Annotated in this window: 20 protein-coding genes; 7 read left to right on the top strand and 13 right to left on the bottom strand. The window is 63.6% G+C overall.

The features are described from left to right. Window positions 1-7: 7 nt before the first annotated feature. Together LB515_RS03025 and LB515_RS03020 are read right to left on the bottom strand one after the other, a co-directional pair. Complete coding sequence (locus tag LB515_RS03025) at window positions 8-268, bottom strand: hypothetical protein (protein ID WP_224706703.1); 261 nt, start codon at window positions 266-268, stop codon at window positions 8-10. After that, on the bottom strand, window positions 268-1,395 hold the full coding sequence (locus LB515_RS03020) for an S-(hydroxymethyl)glutathione dehydrogenase/class III alcohol dehydrogenase (RefSeq protein ID WP_224706702.1): 1,128 nt from the start codon (window positions 1,393-1,395) through the stop codon (window positions 268-270). Before LB515_RS03020 ends, LB515_RS03025 begins: the two co-directional genes overlap by 1 nt. A gap of 268 nt (window positions 1,396-1,663) precedes the next feature. Between LB515_RS03020 and LB515_RS03015 the strand changes: the two genes are divergently transcribed. Further along, window positions 1,664-3,676 (top strand): acetyl/propionyl/methylcrotonyl-CoA carboxylase subunit alpha, encoded by a 2,013-nt coding sequence (locus LB515_RS03015; protein WP_224706701.1) that lies wholly within the window; start codon window positions 1,664-1,666, stop codon window positions 3,674-3,676. Between the two features lie 113 nt (window positions 3,677-3,789). Then, window positions 3,790-7,314 carry a DNA polymerase III subunit alpha gene (gene dnaE, locus LB515_RS03010; protein ID WP_224602670.1) on the top strand — a complete coding sequence of 1,175 codons (3,525 nt, stop codon included), beginning with the start codon at window positions 3,790-3,792 and terminating at the stop codon, window positions 7,312-7,314. Window positions 7,315-7,460: 146 nt separating this feature from the next. On the opposite strand, the gene LB515_RS03005 is transcribed toward dnaE, so the two are convergent. Beyond that, entirely contained in the window at window positions 7,461-8,348 is an 888-nt protein-coding gene (locus tag LB515_RS03005) for a DMT family transporter (RefSeq protein WP_224543741.1), read from the bottom strand. A gap of 180 nt (window positions 8,349-8,528) precedes the next feature. On the opposite strand from LB515_RS03005, the gene LB515_RS03000 reads away from it, so the two are divergent. Further along, entirely contained in the window at window positions 8,529-9,032 is a 504-nt protein-coding gene (locus tag LB515_RS03000) for a hypothetical protein (RefSeq protein WP_224706700.1), read from the top strand. Window positions 9,033-9,036: 4 nt separating this feature from the next. On the opposite strand, the gene LB515_RS02995 is transcribed toward LB515_RS03000, so the two are convergent. Then, on the bottom strand, window positions 9,037-10,365 hold the full coding sequence (locus LB515_RS02995; protein WP_224706699.1) for a DNA polymerase IV: 1,329 nt from the start codon (window positions 10,363-10,365) through the stop codon (window positions 9,037-9,039). 65 nt (window positions 10,366-10,430) lie between these two features. On the opposite strand from LB515_RS02995, the gene LB515_RS02990 reads away from it, so the two are divergent. Beyond that, entirely contained in the window at window positions 10,431-11,006 is a 576-nt protein-coding gene (locus LB515_RS02990; RefSeq protein WP_224706698.1) for a GNAT family N-acetyltransferase, read from the top strand. Between the two features lie 127 nt (window positions 11,007-11,133). After that, window positions 11,134-12,711, top strand: coding sequence for a hypothetical protein (locus LB515_RS02985; protein ID WP_224706697.1), 1,578 nt, complete (start codon window positions 11,134-11,136; stop codon window positions 12,709-12,711). Between the two features lie 9 nt (window positions 12,712-12,720). Here LB515_RS02985 and LB515_RS02980 read toward each other — a convergent pair whose 3' ends face one another. Next, complete coding sequence (locus LB515_RS02980; RefSeq protein WP_224706696.1) at window positions 12,721-13,374, bottom strand: hypothetical protein; 654 nt, start codon at window positions 13,372-13,374, stop codon at window positions 12,721-12,723. After that, window positions 13,371-13,670, bottom strand: coding sequence for a DUF3572 domain-containing protein (locus LB515_RS02975; RefSeq protein ID WP_224543752.1), 300 nt, complete (start codon window positions 13,668-13,670; stop codon window positions 13,371-13,373). The genes LB515_RS02980 and LB515_RS02975 overlap by 4 nt, the downstream gene beginning before the upstream one ends. Window positions 13,671-13,910: 240 nt before the next feature. Here LB515_RS02975 and LB515_RS02970 point away from each other — a divergent pair, with 240 nt between their 5' ends. Continuing rightward, window positions 13,911-14,282 carry a response regulator gene (locus LB515_RS02970; RefSeq protein WP_027166515.1) on the top strand — a complete coding sequence of 124 codons (372 nt, stop codon included), beginning with the start codon at window positions 13,911-13,913 and terminating at the stop codon, window positions 14,280-14,282. Window positions 14,283-14,313: 31 nt separating this feature from the next. Next, window positions 14,314-15,687, top strand: coding sequence for a PleD family two-component system response regulator (locus LB515_RS02965; protein ID WP_224601587.1), 1,374 nt, complete (start codon window positions 14,314-14,316; stop codon window positions 15,685-15,687). Window positions 15,688-16,176: 489 nt separating this feature from the next. Here the strand turns inward: LB515_RS02965 and rpmG are convergent, their stop codons facing one another. The 7 genes from rpmG to topA form a co-directional block, all read right to left on the bottom strand. Continuing rightward, the gene (gene rpmG / locus LB515_RS02960; RefSeq protein ID WP_006201775.1) at window positions 16,177-16,344 is read right to left on the bottom strand and encodes a 50S ribosomal protein L33; all 168 of its coding nucleotides are present in this window, start codon (window positions 16,342-16,344) and stop codon (window positions 16,177-16,179) included. Window positions 16,345-16,500: 156 nt separating this feature from the next. After that, window positions 16,501-16,959 (bottom strand): hypothetical protein, encoded by a 459-nt coding sequence (locus LB515_RS02955; RefSeq protein ID WP_224525423.1) that lies wholly within the window; start codon window positions 16,957-16,959, stop codon window positions 16,501-16,503. A 237-nt stretch (window positions 16,960-17,196) separates the two neighbouring features. Then, window positions 17,197-18,372, bottom strand: coding sequence for an MFS transporter (locus tag LB515_RS02950; protein WP_095765107.1), 1,176 nt, complete (start codon window positions 18,370-18,372; stop codon window positions 17,197-17,199). A 20-nt stretch (window positions 18,373-18,392) separates the two neighbouring features. After that, a complete protein-coding gene (locus LB515_RS02945) occupies window positions 18,393-19,133 on the bottom strand; it encodes an NUDIX hydrolase (protein WP_224706695.1) in 741 nt (246 codons plus the stop codon). 92 nt (window positions 19,134-19,225) lie between these two features. After that, complete coding sequence (locus tag LB515_RS02940; RefSeq protein WP_224706694.1) at window positions 19,226-19,669, bottom strand: DUF983 domain-containing protein; 444 nt, start codon at window positions 19,667-19,669, stop codon at window positions 19,226-19,228. After that, window positions 19,669-21,975, bottom strand: coding sequence for a ribonuclease R (rnr, locus tag LB515_RS02935; protein ID WP_224706693.1), 2,307 nt, complete (start codon window positions 21,973-21,975; stop codon window positions 19,669-19,671). The genes LB515_RS02940 and rnr overlap by 1 nt, the downstream gene beginning before the upstream one ends. 6 nt (window positions 21,976-21,981) lie before the next feature. Further along, window positions 21,982-24,549, bottom strand: a complete 2,568-nt coding sequence (topA, locus tag LB515_RS02930) for a type I DNA topoisomerase (RefSeq protein WP_224706692.1) — start codon at window positions 24,547-24,549, stop codon at window positions 21,982-21,984. Window positions 24,550-24,589: the final 40 nt, after the last annotated feature.

The following is a 24,589-nucleotide window of genomic DNA, read 5'->3' as shown; positions in this document are numbered from 1 at the left end:
TTTTTGGTCATGCCGACCCTGTGTCGATGACCACCTCACCTTCCATGAAGTGCACCTTCAGCAGTCGGTGCACCTCGCTCAAGCTCCTCCTCAAGAACCTGCTATGCACGAGATAGGCGATTTCGTCTTTCGCGCGATCGATCTCCTCCAGGTCGATTTCGACGTGCTTGTTCTCCCGAAAACTGCGCCACAGATCCTCGCCGAAGTTCTGTATCCGATGGATCGTCGACTTCTCGTGGTCGATGAAGCGAATTCGAAGTTCCTTCACTAGTAAACCACGACGCTGCGGATCGACTTGCCCTCATGCATGAGGTCGAAACCCTTGTTGATGTCCTCCAGCTTCAGCGTGTGCGTGATCATCGGATCGATCTGGATCTTTTTCTCCATGTACCAGTCGACGATCCTCGGCACATCGGTGCGGCCGCGCGCGCCGCCGAAGGCGGTGCCCATCCAGGTGCGGCCGGTGACCAGCTGGAAGGGCCTGGTCGCAATCTCCTGGCCGGCGCCGGCGACGCCGATGATGACCGACTTGCCCCAGCCGCGATGCGAGGCTTCCAGGGCCTGGCGCATCACCTTGGTGTTGCCGGTGCAGTCGAAAGTGTGGTCGGCGCCGCCGATCTGGTCGGCGCCGCGCTTGGTCAGGTTGACCAGGTAAGGCACGATGTCGCCGTCGATCTCCTTCGGATTGACGAAATGCGTCATACCGAACTTCTCGCCCCAGGCCTTCTTGTCGTTGTTGACATCGACGCCGATGATCATGTCGGCGCCGGCAAGGCGAAGACCCTGGATGACATTCAAGCCAATGCCGCCGAGGCCGAAGACCACGGCGGTTGCGCCTTGCTCGACCTTGGCGGTGTTGATGACCGCGCCGATGCCGGTGGTGACCCCGCAGCCGATGTAGCAGATCTTGTCGAAGGGAGCGTCGGGATTGACCTTGGCCACCGCGATCTCGGGCAGCACGGTGAAGTTGGAGAAGGTCGAGCAGCCCATGTAATGAAACAGCTTGTCCTTGCCCATCGAGAAGCGCGAGGTGCCGTCGGGCATCAGGCCCTGTCCCTGCGTAGCGCGGATGGCGGTGCACAGGTTTGTCTTCCGCGACAGACACGACGGGCACTGCCGGCATTCGGGCGTGTAGAGCGGGATGACATGGTCGCCCTTCTTGACCGAGGTCACGCCCTTACCGACATCGACGACCACGCCGGCGCCCTCATGACCGAGGATGGCCGGAAACAGCCCTTCCGGATCGGCGCCCGACAGCGTGAACTCGTCGGTATGGCAGATGCCGGTCGCCTTGACCTCGACCAGCACTTCGCCTTCGCGCGGCCCCTCGAGGTCGACCTCCATGATCTCCAGCGGCTTTCCGGCGGCGACGGCGACTGCGGCACGCGTTTTCATCAGGCGTTTCCTCCCAAGGCAATCAGTAAGTTTCAGGTTACGGCAGGCCGCCGTTCCCGCTTGGCGGGACGAAATCTCTGCCCGCCGTTTGTTTCTCCGAGCCCATCGACCACCTTATCGCTTTCCTTGCTGGCGGCCAACTTCCCTTGCGACGTTTTTCGCCGCGGCAGTCGCAATTCGAGCAAGTCGGATGCGCACCGGCCGGCCACTTGAGACATGGCGGGATTGTCCATAGAACTGGACCGCTTCGCCGGAGGACGACATCCGAATGTTCAAGAAAATCCTGATCGCCAATCGCGGCGAGATCGCCTGCCGCGTGATCAAGACGGCGCGCAATATGGGCATTGCCACCGTTGCGGTCTATTCGGATGCCGATCGCGATGCCATGCATGTCGAAATGGCCGACGAAGCGGTGCATATCGGGCCTCCGCCGGCGGCACAGAGCTATCTGTTGCCTGAGAAGATCATCGCCGCCTGCAAGCAAACCGGCGCGGAAGCCGTGCATCCGGGCTATGGCTTCCTGTCGGAGCGCGCCTCTTTCTGCGAGGCGCTCGAGAAGGAGGGTATCGTCTTCATCGGGCCGAAACCCAAGGCTATCAAGGCCATGGGCGACAAGATCGAATCGAAGAAGTTCGCCAACGAGGCCAAGGTCTCGACCGTGCCCGGATGGCTGGGCGTCATCGAAGACGCGGACCATGCCGAAAGGATCGCCGGCGAGATCGGCTATCCGGTGATGATCAAGGCCTCGGCCGGCGGCGGCGGCAAGGGCATGCGCATCGCCTGGAGCAAATCGGAGGTGCGCGACGGCTTCGAGCGGGCGCGTTCAGAAGCGAAAAGCTCCTTCGGCGACGACCGCGTCTTCATCGAGAAGTTCGTTGTCGATCCCCGCCATATCGAAATCCAGGTGCTGGCCGACGCGCATGGCACGGCACTCTACCTTGGGGAGCGCGAATGCTCGATCCAGCGCCGCAACCAGAAAGTGGTGGAAGAAGCGCCGTCGCCGTTCCTCGATGCCAAGACCAGAAAGGCGATGGGCGAGCAGGCGGTGGCCCTAGCCAAGGCCGTCGACTACCAGAGCGCCGGCACCGTCGAGTTCATCGTCGACAAAGACAAGAATTTCTATTTCCTTGAAATGAATACGCGATTGCAGGTCGAGCACCCGGTGACCGAGCTGGTCACCGGCATCGACCTGGTCGAACAGATGATCCGCGTCGCCGCCGGCGAGAAGCTCGGCATCAAGCAGAGCGACGTGAAGCTCAACGGTTGGGCGGTGGAGAGCCGCCTTTATGCGGAGGATCCCTTCCGCAACTTCCTGCCGTCGATCGGCCGGCTAATGCGCTATCGACCGCCGGAGGAGGGTACGTTCGGCGGCACCGTCATCCGCAACGACACCGGCGTCACCGAAGGCTCGGAAATCTCGATGTTCTATGACCCGATGATGGCCAAGCTCTGCACCTGGGCGCCGACAAGGCTGGAAGCCATCGACGCCATGTCAGAGGCGTTGGACAGGTTCATCGTCGACGGCATCGAGCATAACATCCCGTTCCTTTCGGCGTTGATGCAGCATCCGCGCTGGCGCGAGGGGCGGCTGTCGACAGGCTTCATCGCCGAGGAATATCCGGACGGTTTTGCGCCGGCCGCGCCGGATGGCGAGGAGAGGGCGGTATTCGCCGCCGTCGCAACGGCGATCGAACTGCTGCGCCGCGACCGGCTCGACCGCCTCAGCGGCCGGCTGGCGCCGCATTCCGGCCATCTCAAGCGCGATTGGGTGGTAAAGATCGGCGCTGACTATCTGCCGGTCGAGATCGTCGACGGCATGATTTCCATCCCGACGGAGGTCGATCTGTCGATCGATGGCGGCAAGCCGCTGACCGTCGCCTCGGACTGGCGGCCGGGCGACGCGATCTGGCAGGGCACGATCGGCGCCGACAAGGTCGCGGCGCAGATCCGTCCGACGCTGAACGGTTTGCGCATCGCCTGGAAAGGCATGTCGGTGACGGCACGCGCCATGCTGCCGCGGATCGCTGAGCTCGAAAGGCTGATGCCGGAGAAGCTGCCGCCCGACACCTCGAAGATGCTGCTTTGCCCGATGCCTGGTCTCGTCGTCTCGATCGCCGTGGCGGAGGGGCAGGAAGTCAAGGCCGGCGAGACGCTGGCCGTGGTCGAGGCGATGAAGATGGAAAACGTGCTGCGCGCCGAACGCGACCTCACGATAGCCAAGCTCAACGCGAAGCCCGGCGACAGCCTGGCGGTCGATGCGGTGATCATGGAGTTTGCCTGACAAAGGGCGGTGCGGGACGCAAGCCTGTGTCGCGGTCGATTGTGCTGGACTGGCATGGCCCCGTCCGGGACAATACATCTGCACCGATGAGTCTTGGCACAGCGTGAAAAAACATGGCGGATGAACGACTTCCACGCGATCCTTTGCAGCGCGAAGCGGCAGTGAAGGCCAGCCGGCCCGAAACGCCGGCGCGTAGGTTCATCCATCTGCGCGTGCATTCGGCCTATTCGCTGCTCGAAGGCGCGCTTCAGCTTGGCGCGATCGTCGGCCATGCGGTCAAGGACGAGGCGCCGGCGATCGCGGTCACCGATACCAATAACCTGTTCGGCGCGCTCGAATTCGCCCAGAAGGCGGTCAAGGAAGGTATCCAGCCGATCATCGGCTGCCAGATCGATCTGGCCTTTTCCGGCGAGGTGAGCGACGGCCAGCGCGACCGCCGCCGCCACGGCCCGGACATGTCGCCGGTCGTTCTGATCGCCGCCAGTGAGGACGGCTACAGCAATCTCGTGCGGCTGATCAGCAAGGTCTATCTGGAGACGCCGCCAGGCGAGCCGGTGCATCTGACCAGCGCTATGCTGGAAGATCAGTGCGACGGGCTGATCTGTCTGACCGGTGGGCCGCGCGGTCCGATCGGCAGTGCGCTCAAAGCGGACCGGCGCGACCTCGCTGAACAGCGGTTGCTGTTCCTCAAAGGCCTGTTCGGCGACAGGCTTTATGTCGAGCTGGAGCGGGTCGCCGGCTACGACCGCATGGTCGAGAAATCGACCGTCGACCTTGCCTATACGCATGACCTGCCCCTGGTCGCAACCAACGAGGCCTTCTTCTCCAAACGCGAGGATTACGAGGCGCATGACGCGCTGATTGCGATAGCCGAAGGCTCGGTGGTTGCCGCCGACAACCGCCGGCGGCTTTCGCCTGACAATTTCCTGCGCGGGCAGGCAGAGATGGCGCGCCTCTTTTCCGACTTGCCCGAAGCGATCGACAACACGGTCGAGATCGCAATGCGCTGCTCCTACTATCCGAAGACCCGCAGCCCGATCCTGCCGCGCTTTACCGGCGCCGATGCCGCCGACAAGGACGCAGCCGAGAAGGCGGAGGCGGCCGAGCTTGCCCGGCAGGCGCGCGAAGGTCTGGAGGCGCGGCTGGCCGCGCACGGGCCGACGCCCGGCTACACGGTCGAGCAATATCGCGAGCGGCTCGAATTCGAGCTCGGCATCATCGAGAAGATGAAGTTCCCGGGTTACTTCCTGATCGTTGCCGACTTCATCAAATGGGCGAAGGCGCAAGGCATTCCCGTCGGGCCGGGGCGCGGTTCGGGCGCCGGCTCGCTGGTCGCCTATTCGACCACCATCACCGACATCGACCCGCTGCGTTTCTCGCTGCTGTTCGAGCGCTTCCTCAATCCGGACCGGGTGTCGATGCCGGACTTCGACATCGACTTCTGCCAGGACCGGCGCGAGGAAGTCATCCGCTACGTCCAGCAGAAATACGGCCGCGACCAGGTCGGGCAGATCATCACCTTCGGAACGCTGCAGGCGCGCGCGGTGCTGCGCGATGTCGGCCGCGTGCTGCAGATGCCTTACGGTCAGGTCGACAAGCTCTCCAAGATGGTGCCGCAGAACCCGGCCAATCCGGTCAAGCTGGCGGACGCCATCGCCAACGAGCCGCGCTTCGCCGAGGAGGCGGAGAAGGAGCCGATCGTGCAGACGCTGCTCGACACGGCGCAGAAGCTCGAAGGCCTCTACCGCCATGCTTCGACGCATGCCGCGGGCATCGTCATCGGCGACCGTCCGCTGTCCGAACTGGTGCCGATGTACCGCGATCCGCGCTCGGACATGCCGGTCACCCAGTTCAACATGAAATATGTCGAGCAGGCGGGGCTGGTGAAGTTCGACTTCCTCGGCCTGAAGACGCTGACGGTGCTGGAAACGGCAGTGAAGCTGATACGGCGGCGCGGCGTCGACATCGATCTCGCCAAGATACCGCTCGACGACCCCGACACCTACGCGATGCTGTCGCGCGGCGAGGTGGTCGGCGTGTTCCAGGTTGAAAGTGCCGGCATGCGCAAGGCGCTGATCGGCATGCGGCCGGACTGCATCGAGGACATTATCGCGCTGGTGGCGCTCTATCGCCCCGGCCCGATGGAGAATATCCCGACCTACAACGCCAGAAAGCATGGCGAGGAGGAGATGGCCTCGATCCATCCCAAGATCGACCATCTGGTGAAGGAGACCCAAGGCGTCATCGTCTACCAGGAACAGGTGATGCAGATCGCGCAGGAGCTTTCCGGCTATTCGCTCGGCGAAGCCGACCTCCTGCGCCGCGCCATGGGCAAGAAGATCCGCGCCGAGATGGACAAGCAGCGAGAGCGCTTCGTCACGGGCGCGGTCGAGCGCGGCGTCTCAAAGCCGCAGGCCGATTTCATCTTCGACCTCCTGGCCAAGTTCGCCGACTACGGCTTCAACAAGTCGCACGCCGCGGCCTATGCGGTCGTTTCCTACCAGACCGCCTATCTCAAGGCGCATTACCCGGTCGAGTTCCTCGCGGCGTCGATGACGCTCGACATGAGCAATACCGACAAGCTGGCCGATTTCCGCCAGGACGCCATGCGCCTCGGCATCGAGGTGGTGCCGCCGTCGGTGATGTCGAGCTTCCGTCCCTTCGAGGTCGGCGAGAACAAGATCTTCTATTCGCTGGCGGCGCTGAAAGGCGTCGGCGACGCGGCGGTCGAGCACATCGTCGAGAAGCGCGGCGAAAAGCCGTTCAAGAACCTTGCCGATTTCTGCGAGCGGGTCGATCCCAAGATCGTCGGCAAGCGCGTCTTCGAAAGCCTGATCATGGCGGGCGCGCTGGATTGCTTCGGCCACGACCGCGCGCAGATGATGGCCGGCGTCGAGCGGATGATGGGCCTGGCGTCGCTGGCGCAGCAAAACGCCATCTCCGGCCAGGCTGACATTTTCGGCGCTTCGCTTGGGAGCCAGTCGCAGGCTCTCAACCTGCCGGCGACCGATCCGTGGCTTGCCGCCGACAAGCTGCACCGTGAATTCCAGATCGTCGGCTTCTATCTTTCGGCGCATCCGCTCGACGAGTACAAGTCCGCGCTGCAGAAGATGCGGGTGCAGAACTGGGCGGAATTCTCGGCTGCGGTCAAACGCGGCGCCGCCGCTGGGCGTCTTGCCGGCACGGTCACCTCCAAGCAGGAGCGCAAGACCCGTACCGGCAATAAGATGGGCGTGGTGCAGTTTTCCGACACGACGGGACAGTATGAGGCCGTACTGTTTTCCGAAGGCCTGGCGCAGTATCGCGACATGCTGGAACCCGGCAGTTCGGTGGTGATTATGGTTGCGGCCGAAGACAGGCCTGAGGGCGTGAACCTGCGCATCAACTCGGTGCAATCACTGGACGATGAAGCCAGCCGCATCCAGAAAGCGCTGCGCATATTTGTCAGGGATGATGGACCATCGTCGATCATTCAATCGCAGCTCAAACAGCGTGGCGACAGTCAAGTCAGCATCATCGTTCTCAAGGGAGAGGCGCAGGGCGAGATTGAGATCGGCCTGGGTAATTATCGCGTCTCGCCGCAGATCGCCTCCGCCATGCGCGCGGTGCAGGGCGTGGTGGACGTGGAGTTGGTCTAGGTTGTGTTGATATTCAGGTGATGCCAGCCTGCAAATGCTGGTTTTCTGCGCTTCCGGTGCTCACGGATCCGAATGTCCGCTCCGCTCCGGTTCTCGAAAGCCACCATTTTCGGCTTGGCCTGACCTGAATCTCAACACACCCGAGCTCAGGGCGTTGCCGCCTCCGCCTCTGCCACCCGCGGCGTCTTCTTCTGCAGGTTGAGCAAATTGCCGGCGAGGATCAGGGCCGCGCCGCCGGCGGTGAAGACGTCGATCTGCTCATGATAGAGCAGCCAGCCGACCAGCGCCGTCAGCGGCACGCGCAGGAAGTCCATCGGCGAGATGATCGTGGCATCAGCATGGACCAGCGCACGGGCCAGGCAGAAATGCGACGACATGCCGGTAAAGGCGATGACGAAGATCCACGGCCAGAGCCCTGGCGAAGGGTTGTGCCAGCTATAGAGAGCCGGGATCAAGCCAACCGCCGACTGGATGATCAGCATCCAGAAGATGATGCGCACCACGCTTTCGGTTTTGGTCATCGACTTGACCAGCACCATCGAGATGCCGAAGCAGACCGCGGCGCCTAAGACGACGAGGTGGCCGGGATCCATCGAGCCGGCGCTGGGGCGCACGATGACGACCACGCCGATCAGGCCAAGCACGATCGCCGTGAGTTTCGACCGGGACAGTCTTTCCCCCAGAAAGCTGACCGCCAGGATCGCCGTCCAGATCGGCGTGGTGAACTCGATCGAGATCAGCACGGCGAGCGGAATGAGCGTCAGCGCGTAGAGCCAGGCGGCCTGGCCGGTATAGTGGATCATGTTGCGGGCAACATGGGCGAACGGGCGCTCACTGCGCATCGCGGCAAAACCGCCGCTCATCATCACCAGCGGCAAAAGGATGAAGAAACCGATCACCGAGCGCAGCTCCAGCACCTGGAAGACATTGAGCTCGGCCGTCGTCTCGCGGCCGGCAACCGACATCGCCAGCATCGAGGCGATTGACAGAGCCATCCAGAACGCGGCTTTTGGGATCGAGGGAGCGGACGCCATTTGGGGCCCTATTTCGCAAGCCCGGCCCCGGGCCGCAACCGTTAGTGGCGTCATTCCACTGGGCCAGCGGAGCGGGCGTCAAAAAACCGTCATCGCGGCGGCGGAACCTGGCGGCTGGGCATCCGTTAAGACCACGCCTTCCGTCGGAGGGGCGCATGATCGCGAGAGGGAAACGTCTTGATGAAATCGACCGCCGCTTTGCTGGCCGCCGCCTGTCTTTTCTGCACGACGGGCGCGCATGCCGACGAGGCGGCCTTCCTGCGATCGCTGCAGGGGAAGTTCGCCGGCAAGGGGACGGTCAGGATCAGAACGAACACGCCGGTGATGAACATCAACTGCAACTTCACTTCGGACGCGACGGCGGACTCGCTCTCGCTTGACGGCACCTGTCGTGCGTTGTTGATCATGTCGCGGGAAATCCGCGCCGACCTGAAGGTCGACGGGGCGAGCTACACTGGCACTTACATAGGTTCGCGCAGCGGACCTGCCGGGCTCAGCGGAAGCCGCAAGGGCGACGCAATCAACCTCGATATCCACTGGGCGAAAGTCGTCAATGGCGACCGCAATGCGGAGCTGACCGTAGAAAAGATCGGGCCGGACAATATGCGCATGACGGTGACCGACATGGATCCGGCAACCGGCAAGATGGTGGTGACGAGCCGGATCGACCTCAAGCGGACCTGACCCTTCAATCTTCCAGCGGCTCGGGCGGATTGGCGGCGCGGCCCTTGCCGAATGTATAGCCGGTCTCGACGGCTTTCCTGCCGAACTTGTCGCGCAGCGTGTCCATCGCGCCTTCGGCAAGCGCGCGCTTGCGCGACTGCACGTCGACCAGATCCGGCGGATCGGCCTTTTGGTCGTCGGAGAGGTCGCTGACGCCGATTCCGAGCAGGCGGAATTTTGTGCCGTCGGCCTCGCGGCGCAACAGGTCGAGCCCGGTCTGGAAAATGCGGTCGGCCAGGCGCGTCGGGTCGCCGAGCTGGCGGTTACGGGTGCGGGTCTTGAAATCCTGCGTCTTCAGCTTCAGCACCACGGTGCGGCCGGCGATGCCGGATTTTTTCAGCCGGGCCGAGACCTTTTCCGACAGCCCGCGCAGCACCGGCACCAGCTCCGCCAGGGCTCCGATGTCGTTGTCGAAGGTGGTTTCGGCCGAGACGCTCTTGGCATCGCCGCCGGGATCGACCGGGCGGTCGTCCTCGCCTCGCGACAGGCGGTAGAGCCGGTCGCCCATCACGCCATAGCGGCGCATCAGGTCGCCGCGCTCCATGCGCTGCAGCTGCCCGATCATGCGGATGCCGTCGCGCTCCAGCGTCGCGGCCAGCGCCTTGCCGACACCCCAGATCATCGTCACCGGCTGCGCGGCGAGGAAGCTTGGCGCCTCGGCTTCGCCGATCACGGAAAAGCCGCGCGGCTTGCGGAAGTCCGAGGCAATTTTCGCCAGGAACTTGCAGTAGGAGAGGCCGGCCGAAACGGTGATGCCGAGCTCCTTTTCGACCGTCTGCGCGAAGCGGCCCAGCACCAGCGCCGGCGGCATGCCGTGCAGCCGCTCGGTGCCGGCGAGGTCGAGAAAGGCCTCGTCGATCGACAGCGGCTCGACCTGCGGCGTCAGCGCCAGCATCAACGCGCGCACCTGGCGGCCGACGCCGACATATTTTTCCATGTCGGGCGGGATCACCACCGCTTCGGGGCAGAGTTCGAGCGCCTTGAACATCGGCATGGCCGAGCGGACGCCCTGGATGCGGGCGATATAGCAGGCGGTGGAAACGACGCCGCGCCGGCCGCCGCCGATGATGACAGGCCTGTCCTTCAGCGCCGGGTTGTCGCGCTTTTCGACCGCCGCGTAGAAGGCGTCGCAATCGATATGGGCGATCCGCAGCCGGTAGAGCTCGGCGTGACGGACAAGGCGCGGGCTGCCGCAGCGATCGCAGCGACGCGTCTCGCCGCGCTGGAGCGCCAGGCAGTCACGGCAAAAACCGTGTTCGGGATTGTTGACAGGAGCCGCCATCGCTGCGAACATAAAGAGAACAAATGCAATGGTACGACAGCGCAAGGCTGGCAACAAGCTTGGCCTGGGGAGAACGCATGAGCACGACCATCGCACCGCTGACTCCTGAACGCTGGCCCGATTTCGAGGACCTGTTCGGGAAGCAGGGCGCCTGCTACGGCTGCTGGTGCACGCATTTCCGGTTGTCGCCGGCGGAGCGCCGCGCCAGCGACAAAGAGCGCAACAAGGATCTCATCAAGGCGCGAATCGAAACGGGCCCGCCGCCGGGACTCTTGGCGCTCGAGGACGGCAAGGCCGTCGGCTGGATGCAGGTCGGCCCGCGCGCCGACATCCCCGAGTGGAACAATCAGGGCAGGGGCTCGGCCCCGGTCGATCCCGCCGATGCCGGCGACCCGGCCGTCTGGGCGATCTCCTGCTTCTTCATCCGCGCCAGGGCGAGGGGGCGGGGCATCACGCATCGCCTTGTCGAGGGCGGCATCGCTTTCGCCCGCGAGAATAAAGCCAGGCTGCTGGAAGCCTGCCCGATCGATCTGTCGCGCGATTCGCGCTCGATCGGGCTTTTCGTAGGCTCGTCGCGGGTGTTCGAGAAGGCCGGCTTCGAGAGGCTGGTGGAGCGCAAGCCCGGCCGGCCGCTGATGCGCTTGGTGCTTTAGCCGCGCCGATGCGCCTGGCGCTTTAGCCGAATGAGCTTTTGGCCTACAGTCGGCGTCTTGCGGCTGTTACGCTTCTTGCCTACCAGAAGCATGAATATTTCGTCTTCCGAAATCACGGAGAACTGACGTGAAGCGTATTTTGCCATTTGCCTTTGCCCTCGCGCTCAGCGCGCCGGCTTTTGCCCAGACCGTCGACAATCAAGGCGCCAAAGATCTGTCCGACAATCTGGCGCGCTATTTTGGCAAGCAGGCGTTCGACAAGGGCGTGCTCAAGGTTTCGGTCGAGGGCGACGCCTACAAGATTGCGCTTGACGTCAAGGCGCTCGTCAATGCGCTGCCGGAACAGAAGCTCCTGAAATTCAACATGGCGCCATACGCGCTGATGGTGAAGCCGCGCAGCGACGGATCCTGGGACGTCTCGTCGAATTTCTCGCAAGGCGCATCCTTCGAGTTCGAAGGACCGGAAGGCCGTCAGAGCATGGAGTTCACGATCAAGGACGGCAAGCTGACCAGCATCTACGATCCGGCCCTCGCCGCCTTCACCAGCGCGACCAGCTCATTGGCCGGAATGACCGTGACGTCGCGGCAAGCCAAGCAGCAGGCAGATGTCTCGACTGGCGCCGGCACCGCCACCGTTAACGCGACCAAATCCGCCAATGGCGGCGTCGACTTCACGGCCACGCAGAAAGTCTCGGACTTCGTCGAGATGATCAAGGTGAACGACCCCGACAGCGGGATGAATTTTCCGCTCACCTTGAAAACGCCGGAACTTTCGGTGGACGCAAACGGCAAGGGCGTGCGGACGAAGCCGCTGCTCGATCTGCTTGCCTTTGCCGTGGCCAATGAGGATGAAGCCGAGCTTAAGGCCAACCAGGCTGAGCTCAAATCGTTGATGCTGGCCGCGCTGCCCATCTGGGAAAGGATCGACGGCAATTACGGATTCAAGAATTTCGAGGTCGACAGCCCTGTCGGCAAGTTCGCCGCCACGCAATTCAGCACCGCATTCGGCATCGACGGCATCTCCCAGAACGGAAAGGTCGATTACGCGATCAAGGCTGCCGGTCTGACGATCCCGCATCAGACCCTGCCGGAATGGACCGCCCCCTTGCTGCCCACCGATATCGACCTGCATTTCGGCGGCGCCAATATCGATCTCGATACGATGGCGAAAAAGGCGATCGAAGGCTTTGATCTCAATAAGAATCCGCCGCTGTCGGACGAATTCGGCAAAGCTTTGGTCGCCGATTTCAAGGCCAAGAATCCGAAGGTCGTGATCGGGCACAGCACGGTGAAGAACGGCGCCATCGAAGTCGCGCTGGAAGGCGAGATGACCTTTCCCGGCGAGAAACCCGATGCGACCGTGACCGTCGATGTCGCCGGCTATGACAAGATCGTCGATGCCTTGAAGGAAGCCGCCAAAAGCGATGAGCAGATGGCGCAGGCCTTCCCCTTTGCCCTAGCCGTCAAAGGCTTTGGCAAGACGCTGCCGGATGGCCGGCTGGAGTGGACGATCAACACCAAGGCCGATGGATCAGTCACGGTCAACGGCGCGATGCTGAAGGGACCGGACGCCGCCCAGGACGACAGCGCGGGTCAGGATGACAACTCAGGCGATGACGGCGCAGACGGAACGGATGATTCCACTGGCGGAGACGATTCGGACGGCGGCGACAATGGTGGGGCCGGAGCGAAGCTGAAGCCTTGAGTGCTTGAGTTAAAGCCCGAGCGCGGCTGCGATCTTTGGCGCCCCATCGCGCCAGTCGTCGACCGAGATAATGTCTTCCGGCGTCGGCGGCAGGAAGGCGCGCAGCGAGTTGTCAGCCATCAAATGGAAGAGATGGGCATCCGCCACGGAGTTGCGCGCCGAAACAAGGTTGGAAGGCTGGTCGTCGACGAAGGCGACAGGCCGGCCCCCGACGCCGCGCAGTTTCGCGATGGCGGGTCCCTTGGCCATTTCCGTCGTCAGCAGCGGGTAATTGAGCCCCAGCGCATCGAGATGCGCACGGCGCACGGCGCGGTGCTTGTGCGGCATGGCAGTCAGCAGGACGATCTCGGCGCTTCGGCCGAGCATCGCCAGCGCGTCCGCCGCACCCTCTGCGATGCTTTGCCAGTCCGCCTGGGCGTCGAAGAAATCGCCGAGCAGCGCCGTCACTTCCGGCTGCTCGATCAGCCGCCCGCTCGCCGTCTCGGCGATGTTGCCGGTGAGGCGGAAGGAAGCCAGCGTCAGCCCGAAGCCGCGCGACTTCAGGAAATGCGGGAAGGGCCGGACGAATTCGAGCACGACATCGTCGACGTCGAGCACCAGCAGCGGCCGGTCATCCGCGGCAAGCTCTTCGATCTGCCGCGCCGTCTCGGGATCGTCGCTCATGTCGAGCGCTCGTGATCGTCGTCGCCGAGCGGAAGGGCGCGCAATGCCTTGCCGACGGCGGCTGGCGGCGTGCCGGTTTCCTCGGCGAAGCGCAGAAGCGTCGGCTCGTGTGCCAGGATGAATTGCAGAACGCCGGCAAGGAAGCCCGGCTCAGCTGCGGCCCTGCGGATCGAGTTCGCCTCGATGCCCGTGATCGCCAGAAAGCGGGGCAGAAGCTCCGGGTCGGCGGCGACGAAGGCCAGGGCCTTGACGGCAATGGTTTCCGCTTCCTCGCGCATTGACGCTGCGTTCGCCATCGTTACCTTTGTAATGGTGGATTTTTTCGAGCCTCCTTCCGCAGTAACGGCAAGCGTCGCTTGCGGCAAGCCTCCGCTCTTTCCCATGCAACGTCCGAAGGTGGAATTGGTGCAGCTTTCCAACCTCCGGTTTCCGTTTCGTCAATCATATTGGGCTAGAGTGGAAATGGGTTGGGTGCGGTCCGAAGGGGACGCATTGCGACGGCCTTCGGCTTCGAGGGCGGTCGGGACGGGAAACTGATGGCTAAGAAGGTGATGATCGTCGAGGACAATGAGCTTAACATGAAGCTCTTTCGGGACCTCATCGAAGCCAGCGGTTACGAAACGGTTCGCACGCGCAATGGCCTGGAGGCGCTCGACCTCGCGCGCCAGCACCGGCCGGACCTCATCCTGATGGACATCCAGCTGCCGGAAGTGTCCGGCCTGGAAGTGACCAAATGGCTGAAGGAAGACGACGAATTGCATTCGATCCCCGTTATCGCCGTCACCGCCTTCGCTATGAAGGGCGATGAGGAGCGCATCCGCCAGGGCGGCTGCGAGGCCTATATTTCCAAGCCGATCTCGGTGCCGCGCTTCATCGAGACGATCAAATCCTATCTGGGCGACGCCTGATGCCCGAGACCAGCAGAACCGGAGTTTTGAGATGACCGCGCGGATCCTCGTCGTCGACGATATCCCCGCCAATGTGCGGCTGCTGGAGGTTCGGCTGCTTGCCGAGTATTTCGAGGTGCTGACGGCCAATAACGGCCCGGATGCGATCGAGACCTGCGAGAACGGCAAGGTCGACGTCGTGCTGCTCGACGTGATGATGCCGGACATGGACGGGTTCGAGGTCTGCAAGCGCCTGAAGAGCGATCCGGCGACCTCGCATATCCCTGTCGTGATGATCACCGCGCTCGACCAGGTGTCGGACCGGGTACGCGGCCTCGAGGCGGGTGCTGACGATTTCCTGACCAAGCCCGTCAACGACCTGCAGCTGATGACACGCGTCAAGAGCCTGGTCAGGCTGAAGTCGCTGACCGACGAGCTCAGGCTGCGCGCCTCGACCACGCGCAATATCGGCATCGAGGAACTTCTGAGCCGCGATTTTGCGACCGAAGACTCCAAGCCGCGGGTGCTGCTCATCGACGAGCGCAAAACTTCCGTCGAACGCATCCAGAAGATGCTGCGCAACACCGCCGAGCTCGATGTCGCGACCGACCCGAATGCGGGGTTCTTCCAGGCGGCCGAGACGGCGTATGAATGCGTGCTGATCTCGACTGCCTTCTCCGACTTCGATGCGCTGAGACTCTGCTCGCAGCTGCGTTCGCTCGACCGCACCCGCTTCCTGCCGATCATGCTGCTCGCCGACGAGGGCGAGGAGGGCCGCATCCTGCGTGGTCTGGAACTTGGCATCAATGACTACCTGATCCGGCCGATCGACCAGCATGAGCTGACGGCGCGCCTGCGCACACAGGTGCGGCGCAAGCGCTACAACGATCAGTTGCGCGCCAGCGTCGCCCAAACGATCGAGATGGCGGTCATCGACGGGCTGACCGGGCTGCACAACCGCCGCTACCTCGACAGCCATCTGCAGACACTGTTCGATCGCGCCGTGGCGCGGCGGCGGCCCTTGTCGGTGATGATCACCGATCTCGATCGCTTCAAGTCGATCAACGATACCCATGGCCATGACGGCGGAGACGACGTTCTGCGCGAGTTCGCCCGGCGGCTGCGCAAGAATGTGCGCGGCATCGATCTCGCCTGCCGCTTCGGCGGCGAGGAGTTCGTCGTGGTTATGCCGGACACCGACGGCGCGGTCGCCGAGAAGGTGGCCGAACGCATTCGCGCCGAGATCGCACAGGCAGCTTTTGCCATCGGTGCCGACGGCAAGGCGATCGAGGTCACGGTCAGTGTCGGCGTGTCGTCGCTCCTGAAAGGGACCGACAGCGTCGCCGCGCTGATGAAGCGCGCCGACCTGGCGCTCTATGAGGCCAAAAGCGGCGGCCGCAACAGGGTGGTCGCCAAGGCTGCCTAAAACGCGTCGCGATCTTTCAGACTCCGCACGCGCCTGTCTTTATCCTGAAACCGGTTTCCACTTTCGGGAGACATGCTCGGCATAAAGGCGACGATTCTCCAGCGCTGCAACAGGGTTACGAATTTACCTTAACCCAAGCGATTCGTGAGCGGTGGTTAAGAAATGGTTGATTTTTATGAGGTCTTGCGCAAATCTGCGACGCATAGACAGAAGACGAGGCCGGCGCGAGGGTAGAGTAGCCGGCTCGATCCAAAAATACCCCATGATGCTCAGGTCCGCCGCATCTCCTGGGTCCGTGGGGTCGGCCGGCCGGCGCTGGCACATAGTGGCCTCCTCGTACCGCTGCCAACCGCCGACCGGCCCCCTTTTCTCAAAACCGACATCGGAACCGCCGTGCTTGATCGTGGCACGGCTCCTTTGTCGTCCGGTCCTTCCTAAAACAAAAACGCCGCCCAGAGGGCGGCGTTTCGATTTCTCGGGATAGCCAGATTACTTGATCTTGGTTTCCTTGAACTCGACGTGCTTCTTGGCGACCGGATCGTACTTGCGGAACGAGAGCTTGTCCGTCTTGGTACGGCTGTTCTTGCTGGTGACGTAGAAGAACCCGGTGTCGGCGGTCGACAGAAGTTTGATCTTGATGTTTGCGGCTTTGGCCATGATTTTCGTCCGTTAATGTTCGTGGAGTTTTGGCCGCTGAAGCACGGGGAAAACACCCGGACGCGGGAAACTTGGCGCGACACATAAAGAACGCGCCTGGAAAGTCAAGCCCGAGCGCCTTCTTCGCCTCATTTCGGCATGGCCCGTGTCCACGTCTTAAGCGTTATGCTCGACCAATTGCCCCGCCTTTTTCCAGTCGCCCGTGGTGTTCCACCAGCGGTTGGGATTGGCACGGTCGTCAAGACCCTTGGAACGGCTGGCAAGCAGCGGCTGGATGCGGATGACGGGCTCCTGGTAGGAATGGGCCTGGAAAATCGTCTCGACGACACGGGCGGCGAGTGCCTGGTCGTCGGCGATCTCGAACGACACTTCGACGGTGCCGGGTCGCCGGCGCAGTTCGGTCTCAGCGCCGGCCGCGGCGCCTTCGAGCGGCCGGTAGCGCTCGATGCCTTGCGCCGACTGATAGGCGTTGGCGTCATACTTGCCCATGCGCAGCGGCGTGATCGCCACCACGGCCTCCATGATGCGCTCGACATCGGCGGCCGGCGCTTGGAATGTGACGAGCAGAAGCAGTTCCATCCTGAGGGATCTGGTTTCAAAGCCGCTGTCGACCATCGCAATTCTCCTACCTCGCGCTGGAGACAGGTATAGCAGGGGTGCTGCTGACACGGTGATGTCAGGATGGCCGACGCTTCGGCGGCATTTGCCTAGGGTGTGTTGATATTCAGGTGATGCCAGCCTGCAAATGATGGTTTTCTGCGCTTCCGGTGCTCACGGACCCGAATGTCCGCTCCGCTCCGGTTCTCGAAAGCCATCATTTTCGGCTTGGCCTGACCTGAATCTCAACACACCCTAGAGAATCTTGCGCACCAACCTGACCAGGATCAGAGCCATGTAGGCGGCGAAGAAGAAGGCCAGCGACCAGCCGAAGCCGGACGGGCCGAAGGCGTCCATGCCGATGCCGATCGCCTGCGGACCCAGCACCATGCCGACGCCATAGCAAAGCACGAAGGCAGCATTGGCGGATGCCAGTTCATGGCCGGACAGCTGCGAGCCGAGATGGGCAAGGCCGATCGTGTACATGGCGGCGACGACGCCGCCCCAGACGAACAGGAGGGCCGCCATCAGATGCCAGTTCTGTGCGAAGAACGGCATGAAGACCGTGCCGATGAGCCCGACCGTGGCGCAGGCCAGCAGCAGGTAGCGGCGGTCGGAAACGCGGTCGCTGATCATGCCGATCGGGATCTGCAGAAGCACATTGCCGAGCCCGATCATTGTCAGAAGCAGCGCGGCGTCGGCTTCCGAATAGCCGATACGGCTGCCATAGACGGGGAAGAGCGAGAAACCGCCGGTCTCGACGGCGCCGAAAACAAGCACGGCGAAGGTCGCGGTCGGCACCAGCCAGATGTAGCGCAGGAAGTGGCTGGTTTCGCTGTCGGCGACGATGCTCGGGCTCTCGTTGCGAGCGGCCAGCACCGGAATGGCGGCAAGCGTCACCAGCGCTATGGTGACGCCGAACGGCAGGAAACCCGAACTGCCGAGATGGGCGAACAGCCAGGGTCCGGCGGCAAAGCCGAGTGACAAAACGGTGGCATAGATGCCAAGCACAAGGCCGCGCCGGTTCGGCGGGGCCGAGGTGCTGATCCAGAATTCCGAAAGGATGAACAGCACCGTCAGCGAGATGTGCAGGGCGACGCGAAGCGGAAACCACATCCAGAAATCCGGCGCGAAATGGAAACCGACGAAGGCGAGCGCGCCGATGGCAATCATCAACAGCATGGTCCAGGCGACGCCGAGCCGCATGGCGAGCGGCGTGGCCAAAGGCGCGCCGGCGATCGAGGCGAGGCCGGCGACGGCGGTGTTGAGGCCGATCATCGAAGCCGAATGGCCGCGGCTTTCCAGAATGACGCTGAGCAGCGGCATGCCGAGGCCGATGGCGATGCCGACGACGCTGATCGAGGAGATCGCCGCGACCATCGGCAGCCAGTGTACGCGTTCGTCGCCCTGTTGTTGGGTATCGACCGTCATGAGATCAAAATGCTCTGCTTCTAAAGGACTTCGCGGACGAAGCGGTTGCGGACGAGCCGGAAGAACGGCACGGCGCCCCCCGGCCGCAGCAGTGGATCTTCGGCAAGCCGACTTTCCAGTTCTTCCAGGACCATGCCGGTGATGTCGGGGATGTCGGCCTTGCGGGCATCGGCAAGCGGCAGCCAGACGAGTTCTTCGAGTTCGTTCGTCGGACCGCCGCCGGGCAATTCCACGGCAACGTCGTGGCGCCAGGCGCTGAAAAAACGCGTGTCGAAACGGCGCACGCGATTGGGCGGAGTGATGGCGCGGGCGACGAAGCGGAGCGCGTCCAGCGAGGGGATCACGCCGTGTTCGGCGAAACCCTGCCAGTCGCGCTTTGCGGTCGAGAAGGTACCCTTGCGGCCGATCAGCAGGCCCGCTTCCTCATAGGTCTCGCGAATCGCCGACAGGGCGATTGCGCGGGCCCGCGCCGCGCTGGCACGGCCGGGGCCTGCGGCCAGCTTGCCTTCTTCCTCACCACCCAGAGGGGCAGCGACGGGAACGCGGCTGTCGGCGGGATCGGTGCGGCCGCCGGGGAAGACGAATTTTCCGGGCATGAAGGCGTGCCCGGCATGGCGCCGGCCCATCAGCACCAGAACGTCCTTGCTGCGGCGATCGAGCAGAATGAGGGTCGCCGCATCACGCGGACGCAACGCTCGGCCGCTGCGTACGGCCAGGCCCTTATCGAGCTTGTCGACATCCGCCTTGGTCATTCCTTCCATGCGCTCGACCTAGCGGAAACTTCCTTGATGCGAAAGTGGCTTGCGCGTCGCGGCCTTTGCACCAGGGCCGACCGCGGTGCGGCCTGGCTTAATTAATGGCTCTCGAATTCGTCCTTCTCGTCGCCGAAGCCGTGCATATAAAGCGCCCATTGCAGGCCGATGACAGCTCCCTTGACCGGCTGCAGCAGTGCGACGGCCAGAATAATGGTCAGCGGAACCCAGATCAGCGCGTGCTGCCAGGTCGACAGTGTCGACGCGGCCTCGACGGCCATGAAGCCGCCAACGACGATGTGACCGACGATGACGATGACCAGATAGGCGGGCAGGTCGTCCGCGCGATGGTGGTGCAGCTCCTCGCCGCAGACCTCGCACTTGTCCACGGGCTTCACGAAAGCGCGGAACAGCTTTCCCTTGCCGCAATGCGGGCAGCGGCCGAGTATCCCGCGCTTGATCGCCGTCCACAACGGACGCGCGACGCGGCCCGAATGATGCTCGACGCCGAAAACCTGTTCTTGCACTTGGAAGTTACCTGGCATTATCGTCTCCTGCCGCGCGGACCGACGCGCGATTGCGACGCGCGGGCGCGGCCCTTGGCCTTGTGGAACGACCGCCTCGAGCCGGGCAGGGGCTTCGGGTCGGTCAGCATCTCGAAACGCATCGCACCGGCCATTGGCGCGACCTCGACCAGCCGAACTTCGACACGGTCGGCAAGCTGATAGCCCTTGCCGGTACGTTCCCCGAACAGCGACCGGGCGGTTTCGTCGTAGATATAGTAGTCGCCGCCCAGAGTTGACACCGGAATAAAGCCGTCGGCGCCATACTGCGGCAATTGGACAAAGAGTCCCGCCTTGGTGACGCCGGAGATGCGCGCGTCGAACGTGTCGTTGACGCGCTCGGCGAGATAGGCGGCAATCAGCCGGTCGACCGTATCGCGCTCGGCCGCCATGGCGCGACGCTCGGTCGCCGAGATCAGCGCGGCGACCTCTTCCAGCCGGTCCGCCTCCTGCTGCGCCAGGCCGCCGGGCCCGAGACCAAGCGCCGCGATCAGCCCACGATGCACGATCAGATCGGCGTAGCGGCGGATCGGCGAGGTGAAATGCGCGTAGCGCCTGAGGTTGAGGCCGAAATGGCCGATGTTCTTCGGGGAATACTCCGCTTGGCTCTGCGAGCGCAGCACCACTTCGTTGACCAGCGCCTCGTTGTCGGCGCCGCGCACCCGCTCCAGAATGCCGTTGAACTGGCTGGGCCGCATCTGCGCGCCGCGCGCGAGCGACAGGCTGAGCGTTTGCATGAATTCGCGCAGCGATTCCTGCTTGGCGAGCGACGGCGCGTCATGGATGCGGTAGACGAGGGGCTCTTTCTTGCCCTCCAAGGTCTCGGCCGCCGCGACATTGGCCTGGATCATGAACTCCTCGATGAGCTTATGCGCATCGAGGCGCTCCGGCACGATGACGCGGTCGACCGTGCCGTCGGGCTTCAGCAGGATCTTACGCTCGGGCAGGTCGAGTTCCAGCGGCTGGCGGGAGTCGCGGCCGCGCTTCAGTACGGCATAGGCATCCCAGAGCGGCTTCAGGACGCCGTCGAGGATCGGCCGTGTCTTGTCGTCGGGCGCGCCGTCGATCGCGGCCTGCGCCTGCGGGTAGGCGAGCTTGGCGGCCGACTTCATCATGACGCGGTGGAAGGAATGCCTGAGTTTGCGGCCTTCCGAGGAGAAGGTCATGCGCACGGCGATTGCCGGCCTGTCTTCGCCCTCGCGCAGCGAGCAGAGATCGTTGGAGATGCGTTCAGGAAGCATCGGCACGACGCGGTCCGGAAAATAGACCGAATTGCCGCGCTTCAAAGCTTCGCGGTCGAGCGCTGTTCCATAGCTCACATAGGCCGCGACATCGGCGATCGCCACGGTGATCACAACGCCGCCGGGATTCTTCTCGTCCGTGTCGGGCGTGGCGAAGACCGCGTCGTCATGATCCTTGGCGTCGGCCGGATCGATGGTCACCAGCGGCAGGTCGCGCCAATCCTCTCGGTGATCGAGCGTCGCCGGCTTCACCGCTTCGGCCTCGGCAATCACGTCCACCGGAAAGATATGGGGAATGTCGTGGGCGTGGATGGCGATCATCGAGACGGCCTTCTCGCTGCTCAGCGAGCCCAGCACCGCCAGCACCTTTGCCCGAGGCAGTCCGTAACGGGATGCCCGCGCCGGCTCCACCTCCACCAGATCGCCATTTCTGGCGCCGTTCTGGAATTCCTTGTCGACGATCAGTTCCGGCTGGCGCCGTTCGACCGGCTCGATGCGGAACGTTCCATCCTTCAGCACGCGGAAGACGCCGAGCACTGCGTCGCTGCGCTTCTCGAAGATCTTCATCACCCGCCCGGTATAAGCAGGGCCTGACGGATCGTCGGTCTGGAAAGTCTTGGCAAGCACGCGGTCGCCAATGCCGGGGACCGGGCCTCCGGCGGCGCGCGAGATGCGGATGGCAATGACGGGGGGCGAGCCGGCGCCGGTATATTCGCTCGGATTCGCCAGAAGCACGCCGTCATCGTCGCGGCCAAAAATGTCGAGCACCGCGACATGAGGCACGGCGCCCGCGCGGGTGAGGCGCTTGCGCTCCTTGTTGAGGAGGCCTTCATCCTGCAGGTCTCGCAACAGGTCTTTCAGCCAGATGCGGTCCTCGCCGCGCAGCGCGAAGGCCTTGGCGATCTCGCGCTTGCCGGAGCGATCGGGATTTTCGGCGATGTAGCGCAGAACCTCGTCACGTGACGGACGATAGTCGTCCTTGACCTTGGCCCTGGTGTCGGCGTTGCGCGGATCGCCGTGGCTTCTTCCGGAGATCCTGCGCGCCACGTCCTGCTACCCCTTCTTCGCCGCCCGGCGGAAGGGCTTTTTGCCGCCTCCACCCTTGGCTTCCTTCTCGGCAATCAGGGCGAGCGCTTCTTCCATCGTCACCGATTGCGGATCCTTGCCTTTTGGCAGCGTCGCATTGACCTTGCCGTAGTTGACGTACGGACCATATTTGCCCTCGCGAACGACGATCTTGCCGCCGCCGTCGGGATGATCGCCCAATTCCTTGAGCGCCGCCGGCGTGGCGCCGTTGCGGCCACCCTTGCCCTTCTGCTGCTTCTCGGCGATCACCGAAACGGCGCGGTTCAGGCCGATCGAGAACACGTCCTCGATGCTTTCCAGATTGGCATAGGTGCCGTCATGCAGCACGAACGGGCCGTAGCGTCCGAGGCCAGCCGAGATCATCTTGCCGGTTTCGGGATGTTTTCCCACATCGCGCGGCAGACCCAGCAGCGCCAGCGCCTTCTCGTGGTCGATCGAGTCGGGCGTCCAGCCCTTGGGCAGGCTGGAGCGCTTGGCCTCCTTGCCTTCGCCGCGCTGGATATAGGGGCCGAAACGGCCACTGCGCAGGGTAATTTCCTCGGCGGTATAAGGATCTTTGCCGAGCAGCTTGACGCCGTCCTCGCCATTGCCGTTCTCGCCATTGGGATTGGCGGCGTCGCCGAGCTGGCGGGTGTAGGAGCATTCGGGATAGTTCGAGCAGCCGACAAAGGCGCCGAACTTGCCGAGCTTCAGCGACAGGTTGCCGGTGCCGCATTTCGGACAGATGCGCGGATTGGAACCGTCCTCACGCTCCGGGAAGACCAGCGGCGCGAGTTCTTCATTGAGCGCATCGAGCACGTCGGCGACGCGCAGTTCCTTGATGTCGTCGACGGCGCCGGAGAAATCCTTCCAGAAGTCGCGCAGCACGTCCTTCCAGGCGAGCTTGCCGTCGGAAATCTCGTCGAGCTTCTCCTCGAGCGAAGCGGTAAAGTCATATTCGACGTAACGCTCGAAGAAGCTTTCGAGAAAGGCCGAGAGCAGCCTGCCCTTGGCCTGCGGTACGAGCTTGCGACGGTCGATGGTGACGTAGTCGCGGTCCTCGAGCGTCTTCAGGATCGCGGTGTAGGTCGATGGCCGGCCGATGCCGAGCTCTTCCAGCTTCTTGATCAGCGACGCCTCGGAATAGCGCGGCGGCGGCTCGGTGGTGTGCTGGGTCGCGTTGATCGCCTGGCGGGCAAGCTGCTCGCCGGAGCGGATCTCGGGCAGGCGGCGGCTCTCCTCGTCCTCGGCGTCCTCGTCCTTCTGATCGGTGTAGGCGGCAATGAAGCCGTCGAAGCGGACGACCGAGCCGATCGCGCGCAGCTCCGCGGTGCGGGCGCCGTTGACCGCCTCGATCTCGACCGTGGTGCGTTCGATCTCGGCCGGCTGCATCTGGCTGGCGATGGCGCGCTTCCAGATCAGCTCGTAAAGCCGGGCCTGGTCGGCATCGAGATATTGCCGAACGGAAGCCGGCGTGCGCTTGAAATCGGTCGGGCGGATCGCCTCGTGGGCTTCCTGGGCGTTCTTGGCCTTGGTGGTGTAGAAACGCGGCTTCTCCGGCAGGTATTTGGCGCCGAACTCGCTGACTATGGCGCTGCGGGCAGCCTCGATCGCCTCAGGCGCCATCTGCACGCCGTCGGTTCGCATATAGGTGATGAGGCCGGCGGTCTCGCCGCCGATGTCCATGCCCTCATAGAGCTTTTGCGCGACCTGCATGGTGCGCGTGGCCGAGAAACCGAGGCCTGACGAGGCGGCCTGCTGCAGCGTCGAGGTGGTGAAGGGCGGGCCGGGATTGCGTTTTGTCGGCTTGGCTTCGACCGACAAGGCCTTGAAGGTCGCGCCTTCGAGCATCGCCTTGATGTCGTCGGCCTGCGCCTTGTTGGCGATGTCGAGTTTTTGCAGCTTCTTGCCGGCGAAGGCGGTCAGCCGCGCCTCGAAACTGTCGTTGCGCGGGGTGCCGAGGATAGCGGCGATCTGCCAGTATTCCTCGCGGATGAAGCGCTCGATCTCGGATTCGCGGTCGCAGACCAGGCGCAACGCCACCGACTGGACGCGGCCGGCGGAGCGGGCGCCCGGCAGCTTGCGCCACAGCACCGGCGACAGCGTGAAGCCGACGAGATAATCGAGCGCGCGGCGGGCGAGATAGGCGTCGACCAGCGGCGCGTCGATCTGGCGCGGATGGGCCATCGCATCGAGCACCGAGGCCTTGGTGATGGCGTTGAAGACGACGCGGCTGACTGGCTTGTCCTTCAGCGCGCGCTTCTGCTTCAGGACTTCCAGCACATGCCAGGAAATCGCCTCGCCCTCGCGATCCGGGTCGGTGGCGAGGATCAGCCCGTCGGCATCCTTGACCGCCTTGGCAATGTCGGCGAGGCGCTTGCCGGACGCGGTGTCGACCGACCAGGACATGGCGAAGTCCTCGTCGGGCCGCACCGAGCCGTCCTTGGCCGGCAGATCGCGGACATGGCCGAACGAGGCCAGAACCTTATAGTTCTTGCCCAAATATTTGTTGATTGTCTTCGCCTTGGCCGGCGATTCGACGACGACGACGTCCATGAGGTCTCTTAATCAGCTGTGAGGTGGCGGAAGAACTCCG

This window comes from Mesorhizobium sp. CA15 (assembly GCF_020165215.1).
In the GTDB taxonomy this organism is placed as follows: Bacteria; Pseudomonadota; Alphaproteobacteria; order Rhizobiales; family Rhizobiaceae; genus Mesorhizobium.
The sequence above is the reverse complement of the archived record's forward strand: the minus strand, read 5'-3'. Positions and strand labels throughout refer to the sequence as shown.

What these genes read in the sequence shown, in the direction of transcription:
- LB515_RS02990 (WP_224706698.1), top strand. Translation starts at nt 10,431, where the DNA reads ATGAGCACGACCATCGCACCGCTGACTCCTGAACGCTGGCCCGATTTC.
- LB515_RS02995 (WP_224706699.1), bottom strand. Translation starts at nt 10,365, where the DNA reads ATGTTCGCAGCGATGGCGGCTCCTGTCAACAATCCCGAACACGGTTTT.
- LB515_RS02950 (WP_095765107.1), bottom strand. Translation starts at nt 18,372, where the DNA reads ATGACGGTCGATACCCAACAACAGGGCGACGAACGCGTACACTGGCTG.
- LB515_RS03020 (WP_224706702.1), bottom strand. Translation starts at nt 1,395, where the DNA reads ATGAAAACGCGTGCCGCAGTCGCCGTCGCCGCCGGAAAGCCGCTGGAG.
- LB515_RS03005 (WP_224543741.1), bottom strand. Translation starts at nt 8,348, where the DNA reads ATGGCGTCCGCTCCCTCGATCCCAAAAGCCGCGTTCTGGATGGCTCTG.
- LB515_RS02970 (WP_027166515.1), top strand. Translation starts at nt 13,911, where the DNA reads ATGGCTAAGAAGGTGATGATCGTCGAGGACAATGAGCTTAACATGAAG.
- dnaE (WP_224602670.1), top strand. Translation starts at nt 3,790, where the DNA reads ATGGCGGATGAACGACTTCCACGCGATCCTTTGCAGCGCGAAGCGGCA.
- LB515_RS02965 (WP_224601587.1), top strand. Translation starts at nt 14,314, where the DNA reads ATGACCGCGCGGATCCTCGTCGTCGACGATATCCCCGCCAATGTGCGG.
- LB515_RS03000 (WP_224706700.1), top strand. Translation starts at nt 8,529, where the DNA reads ATGAAATCGACCGCCGCTTTGCTGGCCGCCGCCTGTCTTTTCTGCACG.
- LB515_RS02940 (WP_224706694.1), bottom strand. Translation starts at nt 19,669, where the DNA reads ATGCCAGGTAACTTCCAAGTGCAAGAACAGGTTTTCGGCGTCGAGCAT.
- LB515_RS02975 (WP_224543752.1), bottom strand. Translation starts at nt 13,670, where the DNA reads ATGGCGAACGCAGCGTCAATGCGCGAGGAAGCGGAAACCATTGCCGTC.
- LB515_RS02980 (WP_224706696.1), bottom strand. Translation starts at nt 13,374, where the DNA reads ATGAGCGACGATCCCGAGACGGCGCGGCAGATCGAAGAGCTTGCCGCG.
- LB515_RS02945 (WP_224706695.1), bottom strand. Translation starts at nt 19,133, where the DNA reads ATGGAAGGAATGACCAAGGCGGATGTCGACAAGCTCGATAAGGGCCTG.
- rpmG (WP_006201775.1), bottom strand. Translation starts at nt 16,344, where the DNA reads ATGGCCAAAGCCGCAAACATCAAGATCAAACTTCTGTCGACCGCCGAC.
- topA (WP_224706692.1), bottom strand. Translation starts at nt 24,549, where the DNA reads ATGGACGTCGTCGTCGTCGAATCGCCGGCCAAGGCGAAGACAATCAAC.
- LB515_RS03015 (WP_224706701.1), top strand. Translation starts at nt 1,664, where the DNA reads ATGTTCAAGAAAATCCTGATCGCCAATCGCGGCGAGATCGCCTGCCGC.
- LB515_RS02955 (WP_224525423.1), bottom strand. Translation starts at nt 16,959, where the DNA reads ATGGTCGACAGCGGCTTTGAAACCAGATCCCTCAGGATGGAACTGCTT.